We start from the raw sequence: 13,389 nt of genomic DNA, 5'->3' as shown, positions 1-13,389 counted from the left end.
GACATGAGCGCGAACCCAAACATCGGCAGCCACGTCATAGAAGCTGACGTGGTCGTGTGCGGCGGCGGTGTCGCGGGCACCATGGCTGCGGTTGCGGCGGCGCGCCAAGGCGCCTCGGTGGTGCTGGTGGAACGGTACGGCTTCCTGGGCGGAAATGCCACGGCCGGTGCGGTGGCGCAGTTCAACAGTTGGCAGACCGGCAACGGCCGCCGCGTCGTGGCGGGCCTGGCCGACGAAGTGGTCGCGCGGCTGCGCTTGTATGGCGGAGCGCGCGCGCACGAGAGCTTCGTCATGTCCACCGGGCACCACATGGACCGCGTGGAATACGCACCCGAAGTGCTCAAGCTGGCGCTCGACGACATGGTGGCCGAGGCCGGCGTGCGGCCGCTGCTGCACGCCAACCTGCTGGACGTCGAATGCGAAGGCCGGCGCGTCGTCGGCATGCGCGTGCTGACCAAAGGCGGCGTGCTGCGCCTGCGTGCTGGCGTGCTCGTCGATGCATCGGGCGACATGGATGCGCTGAAGCAGGCGGGCGCCCGTTTTCTCGAACTCGGCGACAACGAAACGCTGCAGCCGGCCACGATGATGTTCCGCTTCGGGCCCATCGATTTCGACCGCTTCGGCGCGCTGACGAAAGCGCAGCTGGCCGAGCTGGCTGCACGGGGCTACGCGCAGGGCCAGCTCGCGCGCGCTGCGTTGCATTCGAGCCGCGACCCCTATTCGACGGACGGCTGGTTCAACATCAGCCGTCTGGGCATCGACGCTACCGACCCGATGGCGCTGGGCGCCGCCGAGATCGAAGGGCGCCGGCAGGCCTGGAAGGCGGCCTGGTTTTTGACCAACTCGGTGCCCGGCTGCGAAGACGGCCGGCTGCGCGCCTTTGCCACGCAAGTGGGCGTGCGCGAAACCCGCCGGGTAGAAGGCGACCACGTGCTGACGGCCGAGGAGCTGTTGAAGCCCGTGCAGTTCCCCGATGCGATCGCGGCGGGCGCCTACCCGATCGATATTCACCCGGCCTCGGGCGGCGCGCTGCACTACGTGCCGATGGATGCCGACCATGCGTACCAGATCCCGTACCGCAGCCTGATCCCGAGCACGCTCGACAACGCGCTGGTGGTCGGGCGGGGCATCTCGGCCAGCCACGAAGCGTTGGCGGCGATCCGTGTCATGACCATCTCGATGGCGGTCGGCCATGCGGCCGGCATTGCTGCGGCGATGGCTGCCAGGGCCGCGGACGCTGGCATGGGCGTGCAGGTCCGGGCAGTGCCCGTACCGGCGCTGCGCGAGGCGCTGGTGCGCGGCGGCGCGGTGCTCGGCTAAGTCGGCAGGGAACTCAGAGCCAGTTGCCGCTTTGCGGCATCTGCACTTTCTCGGCCGGGTCGTTGCTCGTGACGAACGAGCCGATGACGATGCTCAGCAGCGAGATGAAGATGCTCGCGAACAGGGCCGTCCAGAAGCCGGACACCCGGAACCCCTTCACCAGCGCCGCCACCAGCAGGATCATCAGCGCGTTGATGACCAGCAGGAACAGCCCGAAGGTCACCAGCGTCAGCGGCAGCGTCAGCAAGATCAGCAGCGGCTTGACGATGGCGTTGGCCAGGCCCAGCAGCAGGGCGGACACCACCAGCGCGCCGGTGCTGTCGAACTTGAGCCCGCGAAACAGGTGGCTGGCCACCCAGAGCGAGACGGCGGTGATGGCCCAGTGGATGAGGAAGGGGGTCAGGTTGTTCATCATGTCGGTGGTGTGTGGCAGCAGACGCAGAGTTTGTTTCCGTCCGGATCGCGGAAGTAGGCGCCATAGTAGTCCGGGTGATAGTGCGGCCGCAGCCCGGGAGGGCCTTCGCACACGCCGCCCCGGGCCAGTGCCGTGGCATGGGCGCGGTTGACGGTTGCGCGGTCGGTGGCCATCAGCGCCACCATCTGGCCATTGCCCGGGCTGGCGCGGTTGCCATCGAATGCGGTACCCACCAGGAACAGCGGACGCGGCGCATCGGGGCTCTGCCAGCCGGCCCAGGGTTTGGTGTCGTCGCGAAACCTCAGCTTGAGGCCGAGTTCGCTCATGAGCGCCGAATAGAAAGGGAAGGCGCGCTCGAAGTCGGTCACGCCGATGAAAACATGGGACAGCATGCTGAGATTTTTCCCGAATGTTTTTGGGAAGGTCCGGGTTTGTTTTGAATCGTTACTCCGTGAAACAATAACCGACGGCCCGTTAAGATCGCCGACTCTTCACGCCCCTTGTCCAAAGGGGCTTTTTTTGGGTGGCCGGATAAACAAGGGTCATGCGCCATATGGCCAATGCGTCGATCGCCAGCTTGACACCCGCCCCGGCTTCGGCCGACGAGGCCGAATCGTGGGTGCGCGGCGAGCTCATCCGCAGCCTGATGCGCTCCGCGCGCGGCTCCTACTTCGTTTCCTTCGCGCTGATGCCGGCGATGGTCGGCCTGAACTGGGGCTACGTGCCCCGTTGGGAACTGCTCACCTGGCTGGTGGCCGGCGTCATCGCCACCGCCTGCCGCGCCTGGGGCGCGCGGGTCTACGCGGTGCGCTACGCCGGCCGCAGCGCCACGGCGCAGCAGCAGTTCACCGAGCGCTATGGCTTCATCTGGAGCACCAGCGCGGTGGTGTGGGGTTTCTCGATCCTGCTGTTCTTCGAGCGCACGCCGCAGGTCAACCAGTTCATGAGCTGGCTCATCGTGGCGGGCGTGGGCACCTTCCCGCTCAACGGGCTGGCGCTGCATCCGCCGCTGCTCAAGCGCTACGTCAACACGCTGTTCATCACGATGCTGGGCGCGGTGGTGATCCGCCTGTCGTTCATAGTCCTGCAGCATCCGCAGTTCCAGTACAGCTACCTGATGCCGATCCTGCCGATCCTTCACTGGTTCCTGTTGCTGCGGGCGGGGCGGCACATCCACGAGACGGCACGCAACAGCCTGGAGCTGCTGTTCCACAACCACATCCTGATCAAGTCGCTCACCCAGCAGCGGCAGGCGGCGGTGTCGGCCGTGGCCATGAAGAACCGCTTTCTGGCCAGCGCCGCGCACGACATGCGCCAGCCCGTGCTGGCACTTTCGTTGTACGCCGACTGGCTGCGCAACGAGCCCGAACTGGTGCTGGAGCTTGCGCCGAAGATCGTGCGCGCCACGCATGCGGTGAACGCGTTGTTCGATTCCATGTTCGACCTGGCGCGCATCGACTCGGGCCAGGTGCGGCTGCACATCGAGCGTGTCGACGTGTCCGAGCTGCTGCACGACCTCGAACTGCAATACCGCCCGGTGGCCGAAAGCCGCGGGCTGGACTTTCGCGTGCACGTGACCGAGGGCTCGTTCCTGACCGACCCGATCCGCGTGCGTCGCATGATCGGCAACCTGCTGGCGAACGCGATCAAGTACACGACCGAAGGCGGCGTGCTGCTGGCCGCGCGGCAGACGCGCGAAGGCATGCGCGTCGAGGTATGGGACACCGGCATCGGCATTGCGCCCGAGCACCTGCGCGACGTGTTCCTGGAGTTCTACAAGGTGGCCGACCATGCCGGCACGTCGGACGGCTTCGGCCTGGGCCTGGCCATCGTGGCGCGACTGTCGCACGTGCTGGGGCACCCGGTCAGCGTGCGTTCGCGGGTGGGTGGCGGCAGTGTGTTTCGCGTGGCGCTGCATGACGCTGACGAAGCCGTGGCGCAGGCGCGTGTGAGTGCTTCGGGCGGTTGAGGCGCGCCGCTGTTCGTTCGTGGATGGCTTGGTGTGGGTTGAGCCGGGGATACGGGTTCATTCGGGGCGAGTGCGAATGACACCAGGTGCTCCCCTCCGCGAATGTCCCCCGCTTCGCTCCTCCTTTATTTCGCTGCGGGGAGCACCTGGCGTCATTCGCACAGGGGCACGCTGCTGGTAATCGCCGATCAACAAGTGCTCTGAGCGCTCGCGTCGATACGGGGCTCTTTTTAGCTAAATAAAGGAGGAGCGAAGCGGGGGACATTCGCGAAAAAGAGCACCGTGTCGGCGTGAGCGACGCCCTGAACGGCAGCGCCTCCAACGCAGCCAATAAAAAACCGCGCACAAGGCGCGGTTCTCGACAGCAGCAGCCACTTCCAGCCGCGAAGCCCCGGGTTCAGCCCGACAGCAGCCCGTTGGTACGCGCGAAGTGCAGCGCCTGTGTGCGGCTCTTCACACCCAGGCGACGGAACAGGCGCCACAGGTGCACCTTCACCGTGTGTTCGCTGATCTCCAGGTCGGTGGCGATGTCGCGGTTGCTCATGCCCTTGTCGAGCATGGCGATCAATTGCGTCTGGCGCTTGGACAGCTTACCGCTGTTGGCCGCCGGCAGTTCCTCGGTATCTTCCGATCCCGCCATCAGCAGGCCGCGCAGGGCGGCTGCCAATTCGTTCGAGCTGGCCGACTTCTCGATGTAGGTGTCGGCGCCGGCCTCGATGCACGCGTCTTCCATGTCCGCGGCCGGTGCCGCCGAATACACGGCGATCGGCACGTTGGGATAGACCTGCTTGACCGCGATGACGCCCGAGACGCCGTTGGTGTCCGGGAGCTTCAGGTCCAGGCAGAAAAGGGTGGGAGCGCCACGCTGCTGGACGGAGCCCGCGAGCTTGTCGAGGCGCTCGAGCTCGACGATGTTCTCGGCCGGTCGCAAGCGCCGCAAGACCATCACGATCGCGTCGCGCATCAGGGGGTGGTCGTCGATGACATAAATGCTCATGTTTTCTTCCTTTGTGATCGCACCGTCTTCTCTCTTCCTGCTCACCGGCGGATAGGCCGGTGGGTCCATATCGGATCAACTTCCGTGGGTTGTGGTCGTTGCCTCCGCCATTGCCTCCAGCGCCTCGGTGACGGCGCGTGTTCCTTCTGTGTCGAGCGGCTCGAGCTGCGCGGCCAAGGTGGCCAGTGCAGCGCCGCGCTGTTCCTGCAAAGCCGCGATGGTACGGCCGGCTTCTTGCGGTGACGTGAAACCGCGACTTTGCAGCAAGGTTTCGCCGCGTGCATCGAGCAGCTTGAAATAAAAGAGCCCGTCGGCACGCTCGCGGTATTGCTTGAAGCTGGGCCTGGCGACCTTGGCCGCCTTGGTGCCGCCCTGGCCCTTGCCTGTCGCGAGGTTGCGCAGGCCGACCGCGTGGCGCAGGCGCGTCATGAAGGGTTTCGAGAGGTCGCGTGCCTTCTCCGCACCGATGAGCAGGATGCGCTCGATCTCGGCCGGGTTGCTCATGAGTGCGTCGTAGCGCGCGCGCAGCGGCGCGACTTCGAGGTCGATGCGCTCGAACAGCAACTGCTTGGCGTCGCCCCAGCCGATGCCGTCGGCATAGGCCTTGCGCAGCATCTCGGTCTCGTCGGCATCGGCAAAGGCCTGGTAGATCTGGAAGAGTGCGGAGCCCTCGGTCTCCTTGGGCTCGCCGGGCGCGCGCGAGTCGGTCACGATGCTGGCGATCTGCTTTTGCAGGTACGCACGCGCTGCGAACAGCGGAATCGTGTTGTTGTAGCTCTTGCTCATCTTGCGGCCGTCGAGGCCGGGCAGGGTGGCAACGGCGTCGTCGATCTCGGCGTCGGGCAGCGTGAAGTGCTCGCCGTACTGGTGGTTGAAGCGCTGCGCCATGTCGCGCGCCATCTCGATGTGCTGCACCTGGTCGCGGCCCACGGGCACCTTGTGGGCGTTGAACATCAGGATGTCGGCGCCCATCAGCACCGGGTACATGAACAGGCCTGCCGTGACGTCGGTGTCGGGGTCTTCGCCCTTGGCCACGTTCTTGTCGAGCTGTGCCTTGTAGGCATGGGCGCGATTGAGCACGCCCTTGCCGGTGACGCAGGTGAGGAACCAGGTGAGCTCGGGAATCTCGGGAATGTCCGACTGGCGGTAGAAGGTGACGCGCTCGGGGTCGAGCCCGCAGGCCAGCCAGCTCGCGGCAATCTCGAGCGTGGAGCGCTGGATCTTTTCAGGCTCCTGCACCTTGATGAGCGCGTGGTAGTCGGCCAGGAAGAAGAAGCTCTCGACACCGGGCGCGACGCTTTGCCGCACCGAGTGGCGGATCGAGCCGACGTAGTTGCCAAGGTGCGGCGTGCCGGAGGGCGTGATGCCGGTCAGGACGCGCAGGGGAGCTGGGGAAGACGAAGCCATGTGACGTGCGGGGAAACTTAGAGCAGCAGTGCCTTGAGCGGCGTAATGATCAGGTTGATGACGAAGTAGCCGACGTCCATCAGCGGCCGCAGCCAGTAGTTGCTGACGACACCCGCCAGCACCAGCGCCATCACGATGAAGAAGCCATAGGGCTCGATGCGCGCAAGGAAATTCTGCGCTGGCCCGTTGGGCAGCAGGCCGGCCAGCACGCGGCCGCCGTCGAGCGGCGGCAGCGGGAACAGGTTGAAGGCCCACATCACGAGGTTGACCAGCACGCCACCCTGCGCCATCTTGATGAAAAAGGTTTCACTGACGCCGGCCGCGACCAGTGCCACCAGCACCAGCGCCCACAAGATGGCCTGGATGAAGTTGGAGACCGGCCCCGCCAGCGCGACCCAGACCATGTCGCGCTTCGGATGGCGCAGCCGCCCGAAGTTGACCGGCACCGGCTTGGCATAGCCGAACAGGAAGGCACCCGATGTCGCGAAGTACAGCATCAGCGGCATCAGGATGGTCCCGATGGGGTCGATGTGCTTCATCGGGTTGAGGGTGACGCGTCCCATCGCCTCGGCCGTGTTGTCGCCGAAATGGCGCGCCACATAGCCGTGGGCCGCTTCGTGCACCGTGATCGCGAAGATCACGGGCAGTGCGTAGATGAGTACGGTCTGTATCAGATTGGAAATATCCACCGGGCGATTGTGTCAGACAGGCAATGGTTATCAGGCGCAACTTTTCAGAGGCCGAGCACGGCCAGCGTGCCGCGTCCCTGCCGCACCACAACCGGGTCGTCGCCCGTGCCCATGGGCGTCAGGTCGACCACGGTGGTGGGCTGCGAAGGGCAGGCACCGGCGTCGATGACGGCGCCGATCTGTTTCTCGAAGCGTTCGCGGATGGTCTGCGCGTCGTTCAGCGCTTCGGTTTCGCCGGGCGCAATCAAGGTGGTGGCCAGCAGCGGTGCGCCGTGCAGCGCGAGCAGCTCCAGCAGCACCTTGTGGTCGGGCACGCGCAGGCCGATGGTCTTGCGCTGCGGATGGCTCACGCGGCGCGGCACTTCCTTCGTGGCTTCGAGCAGGAAGGTGTACGGGCCCGGCGTGGCCGCCTTCAGCAGGCGGTATTGCTTGTTGTCGACGCGCGCGTAGTTGGCCAGCTCGCTCAGGTCGCGGCACAGCAGCGTGAGGTGGTGCTTGTCGTCGACCTGGCGGATGCGGCGCAACTGGTCGACCGCATCCTTGTCATCGAGGTGACAGGCCAGGGCATAGCTGGAGTCGGTGGGCACGGCGACGATCTCGCCGCGCTCCAGCAGCGCGACAGCCTGCTTGAGCAAGCGCTGCTGCGGGTTCTCGGGGTGGACTTCGAAGTACTGGGCCATAAAGCTATCTCCTGATCAGGATTCCGCGGGTTCGATGGGCACGCGCCGCTCGCGCACCGTGAGCCACGCGCCGGCCGCGCCGCAGACCGCGATCATCGCCATGCCGAGCAGCGAGAAGCGGTCGGGCACGTGGGAAAAAATGAGCCAGCCGCCCAGCATCGCAAAGCCGATCTGCGCATACAGATAAGGCGTGAGCGTGGATGCAGGCGCGCGCTGGTACGCAAGGATCAGCATGAAGTGTCCCACCGTGCCCATGAAGCCCATGAGGCACAGCAGCGCCCACCATTCCCACGAGGGCAGGGCGGTCCACACGAAGGGCAGTGCACACGAGGCGATCAGTGTGCCGACCCAGCCCGTATAGAAATGCATCGTGAGCGGGTTCTCTGTCTGCGCCAGCTTGCTGGTGAGCACCTGGAACCACGCGTTGGTCAGCACCAGCCCCAGCGGCAGCAGGACGGCCCAGCTGAACGAACTGCCGCCAGGCCGAAGAATCACCAGCGTGCCCAGGAAACCACCCGCCACCAGCGACCAGCGCAGCGGCGACACATGCTCCTTGAGCGTGGTGGCCGCCAGCAGCGTGATCACCAGCGGCGCGATCAGCACGATCGAGGTGAACTCGGCCAGCGGCATGTAGCGCAGGCTCAGGAACGAAAAGATGCTCGACGACAGCAGCAGCGCGCCGCGCAGCATCTGGTAGCGCGGATGTTGGGTACGCAGCAACGCGGGGCCGTGCAGCGGCAGCAGCACCATCGTGGTGGCAACCGCCTGGAAGGCATAGCGGAACCACACGCCCATGAGGATGGGCACGCCGAGCGTGGAGTACTTGGTGGCGGTGTCGAGCGTGGAAAAGCAGGCCACCGCCACGATCACCAGGCCGATGCCTGCGAGGATGCGTTCCGATTCCTTGCTGCGGCTTTGCTGCTGCGCTGCGCGTGCATTCGCCAGCGCAACGGTCGCCGCGTTGTCGATGCCGGGCCCGGGGCTCTGGCTCACTGCTGGATGCGATGGCCGAGCAGTTCCCACACCGGCGTGAGCTTGCCGGGCAACGGTGGCAGCTTGCCGAGATCGCAGTGGCTCTCGTCGGGGCTGTGGAAATCGCTGCCGCGCGAGGCGGCGAAATCGAACTCGAGTGCCTTGTCGGCGTATTCGACGTACTCGGCCGGCGTGTGGCTGCCCGTGACCACCTCGATCGCCTGGCCGCCATGCGCCTTGAATTCGAGGAACAGCGCGTACTCCTCGTTGGCCGTGAACTTGTAGCGTCCGGGGTGCGCGATCACGGCCATGCCCTTGGCGGCGGTGATCCAGTGCACTGCATCTTTCAGCGAGGCCCAGCGGTGCGGCACGTAGCCGGGCTTGCCTTCGGTGAGGAACTTGCGAAACACCTCGGACGTGTCGCGGCAGTGGCCTTGCTCGACCAAAAAGCGCGCGAAGTGCGTGCGCGAAATCAATTCGGGATTGCCGACGAAGCGCAGCGCGCCTTCATAGGCGCCCTGGATGCCGACCTTGGCCAGCCCCTCGGACATTTCTTGTGCGCGCTTGCCGCGGCCACCGCGCGTGTCGTAGAGGCCTTGCGTCATTGCGGCGTCGTCGGGGTCGAAGCCCAGGCCGACGATGTGCACGGTTTCGTTCGCGAAGGTCACCGAGATCTCGGTGCCCGTGAGGTAGCGCATGCCGTTCTCGCGCGCCGCAGCGGCTGCGCGGTGCTGGCCGCCGACCTCATCGTGGTCGGTGAGAGCCCACAGCTCGACCCCGTTGGCGGCTGCGCGCGCGGCCAGCGCTTCGGGCGTCAGTGTGCCGTCGGAGACCACGGAGTGGCAGTGAAGATCGGCATTGAGAGTGGAGGACACCCCGCCATTCTATGGGGTCTGGAATATCGACGCGGGCGCATGGATGCTGTGCAAGGCGCTACTAAATAAATAGCATTACTGGCCCGCTGCATGCGGCGTCACAAGGTGTGAAGAAACCGTAGCGAGCGCCCCGAGCTTGCATCGAGGACCGCAGCCGTACTCTGTACGGTGAGGACCGCAGGTGCGAGATCGGGGCGCGCAGCAGGTTTGTTCACACCTTGTCAGCGCTTCTTGCGAAAAGCCGCCCAAGCCGCCACCGCGGTGAAGCTCGCGACGATCGCCACCACGATCCAGAAGCCGTGCTTGTGGTCCGCCAGCGGAATGCCGCCCACGTTCATGCCGAACAGGCCGGCCAGGATGTTGATGGGCAACGCCAGCACCGTGACCACCGTCAGCACGAACAGGCTGCGGTTGTTGTCCTCGTTGACGTTGGCTGCTATTTCTTCCTGCAGCAGCTTGATGCGCTCCTGCAGCGCCTGCATGTCGCGCAGCACCACCGAGAACTCCTCGGTCGAGCCGCGCAGTTCCTGCGCATCGGGTTCGGTCATCCATGTGGGCGGGCCTTGCAGCAGGCGAAAGAGCGCGGCCGGCTCGGGCGCCAGCAGCCGCTGCAGCCGCACCAGCAGCCGGCGCAACACGCCCAGCCGCGCGCGCTTGTGGTCGAGGCGACCGGCCAGCAGCTCGTCTTCGATTCGGTCGATGCGCGAGGTGACGCCGCGCACGATCTTCACCAGCACGTCGGCCTGCGCGCGCAGCAGGTGTTCAAGCAACTCGGTGCTCGAGCGCGGCGCGTCGCCCGCCTTCACCGCCGTGCGCAGTGCATCGACCGAGCGCAGCGGCTTGGTGCGCGCCGTGACCACGAGGCGCGGGCCCACGCTGATCCACAAGGTGGAGATGTCCGAAGGCTCGAAGCTGAACTCGAAGTGCACGTCGTTGATGACGGCGATCAGCGAATCGTCGGCACGCTCGATGCGCGTGGAGGGCAGGCCCTCGTGCAGCGTCTCGTAGAAGGTGTCCGACAGGTTCGCATGCCGCACCAGCCAGCGTTCCGCATGTGCATGGCTCAGGTTGAAATGAAGCCAGACATAGGCCGGGTTCTCGTCCGCGTCGTCTCCGCTGCTGCATCGTTCGGCCAGCCATGCGGCAGCTTGCGCCGAGTCGATGACCCGCGCAGGCTCCGGCGCCGAGGCGTCGAACAGGTAACCGGAAATCAGCCCGGCTTCGTCGCCGCCGTAGGACTGGGCCGCGAGGTCATGAAATGCCGACAAGGTGCGTGATCAGAAAAACAGGTCAGAGGAAGCAGGTGTCAGAACAGGCGGGTGAACAGCCAGTAGAGCGAGCCCGACAGCAGCATCGCCACCGGCAGCGTGAGCACCCAGGCCAACGCGAGGTTGCGCAGCGTGGACATCTGCAGGCCCGAGCCGCTGGCTGTCATCGTGCCGGCCACGCCGGACGACAGCACGTGCGTGGTCGACACCGGCAGGCCGTACATGTCGGCCGCGCCGATGGTGAGCATGGCCACCACCTCGGCCGATGCGCCTTGTGCGTAGCTCAGGTGCGTCTTGCCGATCTTCTCGCCCACTGTGACGACGATGCGTTTCCAGCCGATCATCGTGCCCAGGCCGAGCGCGATGGCGACCGCGATCTTGACCCACAGCGGAATGAAGCGCGTCGCCGTGTCCAGTTCTTCGCGGAAGGCGCCGACACGCAGTCTGGTTTCGTCGTCGAACTTCGCGGCGCCGCTCTTGTCGAGGTGGCGGATGGCTTCGGAGGCCAGGTACATGTCGTTGCGCACGTTGGCGACGGCTTCGGCCGGCACGGCAGCGAGCGATCCGTGCTGCTTGACCTGCTGGGCGATGCTGCCCGCGGTGGCGGCCAGCGCCGGCACGACCGACGCGTTGAAATCGCGGGTGCGCACATAGGTCGAGAGCGCATCGCGCGCGGCCGCCGGTTGCAGCGCAGGCAGCGAGGTCGGCACGTTGCGGTTCAGCGCGTTCTGCGCCATCTCGGCCACGGCCACGAACTTGATCGATTCGTTGGCGGGCATCGCGCGGTTCAACGCATAGGCCATCGGCACCGTGCCCACGAGGATCAGCATGATCAGGCCCATGCCTTTTTGCCCGTCGTTGGAGCCGTGCGCGAACGACACGCCAGTGCAGGTCAGGATCAGCAAGCCGCGAATCCACAACGGCGGCGGTGCGCTGCCCTTGGGTTCTTCATACAGCGCGCGGTTCTTCACGAAGGCGCGCAGCGCCAGCAGCAGCAGGGCGGCGCAGCCGAAGCCGACCATCGGCGACAGCAGCAGCGAGTAGCCCACCTTGGTGGCCTGCGCCCAGTCGACACCGCTGGTGCCGTCGCGCCCGTGCATCAATGCATTGGCCACGCCCACGCCGATGATCGAGCCGATCAGCGTGTGCGAAGAAGAAGCCGGCAGGCCGAGCCACCACGTGCCCAGGTTCCAGATGATGGCGGCGATCAGCAGCGCGAACACCATCGCGAAGCCCGCGCCCGAGCCCACCTGCAGGATCAGCTCCACCGGCAGCAGCGCGATGATGCCGAAGGCCACCGCGCCGCTGGACGCCAGCACGCCCAGGAAGTTGAAGAAGCCCGACCACACGACCGCAAAATTGGGCGGCAGCGAGTGGGTGTAGATCACCGTCGCCACGGCGTTGGCCGTGTCATGGAAGCCGTTGACGAACTCGAAGCCCAGCGCAATCAGCAGCGCCACGCCCAGAAGAATGTAGGGAACCCAGGTCGTGACCGGTGCACCGGACGCCGTGACGTCGCCCACGAGGCTCCAGGCCGTGAACAGCAGGCCTGCGGCCAGCAGGCCCACGAAGGTGATCAGTGTGACCGGGCCGGGCTTGGCGTCGAGCTTGGGCCGGTGTGCGGCGGCGGGCGCCGGCGGCATCTCGGCGTGGGGAGCGGCGAGCGTGTTCATGGGCGCTTTTTTCGTGTTGGAGTGGCTGCAGATGGTGTTCGCGGCATGTGACAGCGGCGTGTCGGCGGGCTTGAAACCGTCTGCAAACCGTCACGCGGCAGACATATGCAGCGGGCAGAGTGCTTTTTCCTGACCCCACCACCTTCATCTTTTTCATCATGCTGACGAGCGCACTTCCAGACCACGAAGAACTGATGCAACGCATCGCCCGCGACCTGATCGACAGCTACGACGAAGAGCTCGAGCTGGAGATCGAAGACCGCAACATCGACGGGCTCGACCCCGCCGCCCACACCTCCACCGACAAGGCCGCCCGCCAGGCCTACTTCAAGGAGCTGTTCCGCCTGCAGGGCGAACTGGTCAAGCTGCAGGACTGGGTGCAGCAGAGCAAGCAGAAGGTGGTCATTCTTTTCGAGGGCCGAGATGCGGCGGGCAAGGGCGGTGTCATCAAGCGCATCACCCAGCGGCTGAATCCGCGCGTGGCCCGCGTGGCTGCGCTGCCGGCACCCAACGACCGCGAGCGCACGCAGTGGTACTTCCAGCGCTATGCCGCGCATCTTCCGGCGGCCGGCGAGATGGTGCTGTTCGATCGCAGCTGGTACAACCGCGCCGGCGTCGAGCGCGTGATGGGCTTTTGCAGCGACGACGAGTACGAAGAGTTCTTTCGCACCGTGCCCGAGTTCGAGAAGATGCTGGTGCGCTCGGGCATCAAGCTCATCAAGTACTGGTTCTCCATCACCGACGACGAGCAGCACATGCGCTTTCTCGGCCGCATCCACGATCCGCTCAAGCAATGGAAGTTGAGCCCGATGGACCTGGAAAGCCGCCGCCGCTGGGAGGAATACACCAAGGCGAAAGAGATCATGCTGGAGCGCACCCACATCCCCGAGGCGCCGTGGTGGGTGGTGCAGGCGGTCGACAAGAAGAAGGCGCGGCTCAATTGCATCAGCCATCTGCTGGGCCAACTGCCCTACCAGGAAGTGGCGCATGCGGCGGTCGAGCTGCCGTCGCGCGTGCGGCATGACGACTATCTGCGCCAACCCGTGCCGGCCAACATGATCGTGCCGGAGATCTACTGAGGATTCGCGGCCGTTTGGCCGCCCGGCGCTTTGCCCTCACACTGC

General features: G+C 65.8%; 13 protein-coding genes. 3 read left to right on the top strand and 10 right to left on the bottom strand.

Annotated elements, in window-relative coordinates; genetic code table 11:
• Positions 1-3: 3 nt before the first annotated feature.
• Positions 4-1,320: an FAD-dependent oxidoreductase gene (locus H7F35_RS03740; RefSeq protein ID WP_187111636.1), complete on the top strand. Its 1,317-nt coding sequence runs from the start codon at positions 4-6 to the stop codon at positions 1,318-1,320.
• Between the two features lie 13 nt (positions 1,321-1,333).
• Here the strand turns inward: H7F35_RS03740 and H7F35_RS03735 are convergent, their stop codons facing one another.
• Both H7F35_RS03735 and H7F35_RS03730 read right to left on the bottom strand, forming a co-directional pair.
• Positions 1,334-1,735, bottom strand: coding sequence for a phage holin family protein (locus H7F35_RS03735; protein WP_187111635.1), 402 nt, complete (start codon positions 1,733-1,735; stop codon positions 1,334-1,336).
• Positions 1,732-2,127, bottom strand: coding sequence for a VOC family protein (locus H7F35_RS03730; protein WP_187111634.1), 396 nt, complete (start codon positions 2,125-2,127; stop codon positions 1,732-1,734). The genes H7F35_RS03735 and H7F35_RS03730 overlap by 4 nt, the downstream gene beginning before the upstream one ends.
• Positions 2,128-2,279: 152 nt before the next feature.
• On the opposite strand from H7F35_RS03730, the gene H7F35_RS03725 reads away from it, so the two are divergent.
• Entirely contained in the window at positions 2,280-3,704 is a 1,425-nt protein-coding gene (locus tag H7F35_RS03725; protein WP_261803513.1) for a sensor histidine kinase, read from the top strand.
• A gap of 397 nt (positions 3,705-4,101) precedes the next feature.
• Here the strand turns inward: H7F35_RS03725 and H7F35_RS03720 are convergent, their stop codons facing one another.
• The 8 genes from H7F35_RS03720 to H7F35_RS03685 form a co-directional block, all read right to left on the bottom strand.
• Positions 4,102-4,701, bottom strand: coding sequence for a LuxR C-terminal-related transcriptional regulator (locus tag H7F35_RS03720; protein WP_187111633.1), 600 nt, complete (start codon positions 4,699-4,701; stop codon positions 4,102-4,104).
• Positions 4,702-4,776: 75 nt separating this feature from the next.
• Complete coding sequence (locus H7F35_RS03715) at positions 4,777-6,108, bottom strand: tryptophan--tRNA ligase (RefSeq protein ID WP_187111632.1); 1,332 nt, start codon at positions 6,106-6,108, stop codon at positions 4,777-4,779.
• Between the two features lie 17 nt (positions 6,109-6,125).
• The gene (locus H7F35_RS03710) at positions 6,126-6,797 is read right to left on the bottom strand and encodes a site-2 protease family protein (RefSeq protein ID WP_187111631.1); all 672 of its coding nucleotides are present in this window, start codon (positions 6,795-6,797) and stop codon (positions 6,126-6,128) included.
• A gap of 44 nt (positions 6,798-6,841) precedes the next feature.
• Positions 6,842-7,477, bottom strand: a complete 636-nt coding sequence (locus H7F35_RS03705; RefSeq protein ID WP_187111630.1) for an L-threonylcarbamoyladenylate synthase — start codon at positions 7,475-7,477, stop codon at positions 6,842-6,844.
• Positions 7,478-7,492: 15 nt separating this feature from the next.
• Positions 7,493-8,470, bottom strand: coding sequence for a DMT family transporter (locus tag H7F35_RS03700; RefSeq protein ID WP_187111629.1), 978 nt, complete (start codon positions 8,468-8,470; stop codon positions 7,493-7,495).
• Entirely contained in the window at positions 8,467-9,324 is an 858-nt protein-coding gene (locus H7F35_RS03695) for a 3',5'-nucleoside bisphosphate phosphatase (protein WP_187111628.1), read from the bottom strand. Before H7F35_RS03695 ends, H7F35_RS03700 begins: the two co-directional genes overlap by 4 nt.
• Before the next feature lie 221 nt (positions 9,325-9,545).
• Complete coding sequence (locus tag H7F35_RS03690; RefSeq protein WP_187111627.1) at positions 9,546-10,592, bottom strand: transporter; 1,047 nt, start codon at positions 10,590-10,592, stop codon at positions 9,546-9,548.
• A gap of 38 nt (positions 10,593-10,630) precedes the next feature.
• On the bottom strand, positions 10,631-12,265 hold the full coding sequence (locus H7F35_RS03685) for an inorganic phosphate transporter (protein ID WP_187111626.1): 1,635 nt from the start codon (positions 12,263-12,265) through the stop codon (positions 10,631-10,633).
• A gap of 158 nt (positions 12,266-12,423) precedes the next feature.
• On the opposite strand from H7F35_RS03685, the gene ppk2 reads away from it, so the two are divergent.
• The gene (gene ppk2 / locus H7F35_RS03680; RefSeq protein WP_187111625.1) at positions 12,424-13,344 is read left to right on the top strand and encodes a polyphosphate kinase 2; all 921 of its coding nucleotides are present in this window, start codon (positions 12,424-12,426) and stop codon (positions 13,342-13,344) included.
• Positions 13,345-13,389 lie beyond the last annotated feature (45 nt).

This window comes from Variovorax sp. PAMC26660, assembly GCF_014302995.1.
Taxonomy (GTDB): Bacteria; Pseudomonadota; Gammaproteobacteria; order Burkholderiales; family Burkholderiaceae_C; genus Variovorax.
This window is presented reverse-complemented; position numbering and strand designations above follow the sequence as displayed.

What these genes read in the sequence shown, in the direction of transcription:
- H7F35_RS03715 (WP_187111632.1), bottom strand. Translation starts at nt 6,108, where the DNA reads ATGGCTTCGTCTTCCCCAGCTCCCCTGCGCGTCCTGACCGGCATCACG.
- H7F35_RS03735 (WP_187111635.1), bottom strand. Translation starts at nt 1,735, where the DNA reads ATGATGAACAACCTGACCCCCTTCCTCATCCACTGGGCCATCACCGCC.
- H7F35_RS03740 (WP_187111636.1), top strand. Translation starts at nt 4, where the DNA reads ATGAGCGCGAACCCAAACATCGGCAGCCACGTCATAGAAGCTGACGTG.
- ppk2 (WP_187111625.1), top strand. Translation starts at nt 12,424, where the DNA reads ATGCTGACGAGCGCACTTCCAGACCACGAAGAACTGATGCAACGCATC.
- H7F35_RS03685 (WP_187111626.1), bottom strand. Translation starts at nt 12,265, where the DNA reads ATGAACACGCTCGCCGCTCCCCACGCCGAGATGCCGCCGGCGCCCGCC.
- H7F35_RS03720 (WP_187111633.1), bottom strand. Translation starts at nt 4,701, where the DNA reads ATGAGCATTTATGTCATCGACGACCACCCCCTGATGCGCGACGCGATC.
- H7F35_RS03730 (WP_187111634.1), bottom strand. Translation starts at nt 2,127, where the DNA reads ATGCTGTCCCATGTTTTCATCGGCGTGACCGACTTCGAGCGCGCCTTC.
- H7F35_RS03705 (WP_187111630.1), bottom strand. Translation starts at nt 7,477, where the DNA reads ATGGCCCAGTACTTCGAAGTCCACCCCGAGAACCCGCAGCAGCGCTTG.
- H7F35_RS03725 (WP_261803513.1), top strand. Translation starts at nt 2,280, where the DNA reads ATGCGCCATATGGCCAATGCGTCGATCGCCAGCTTGACACCCGCCCCG.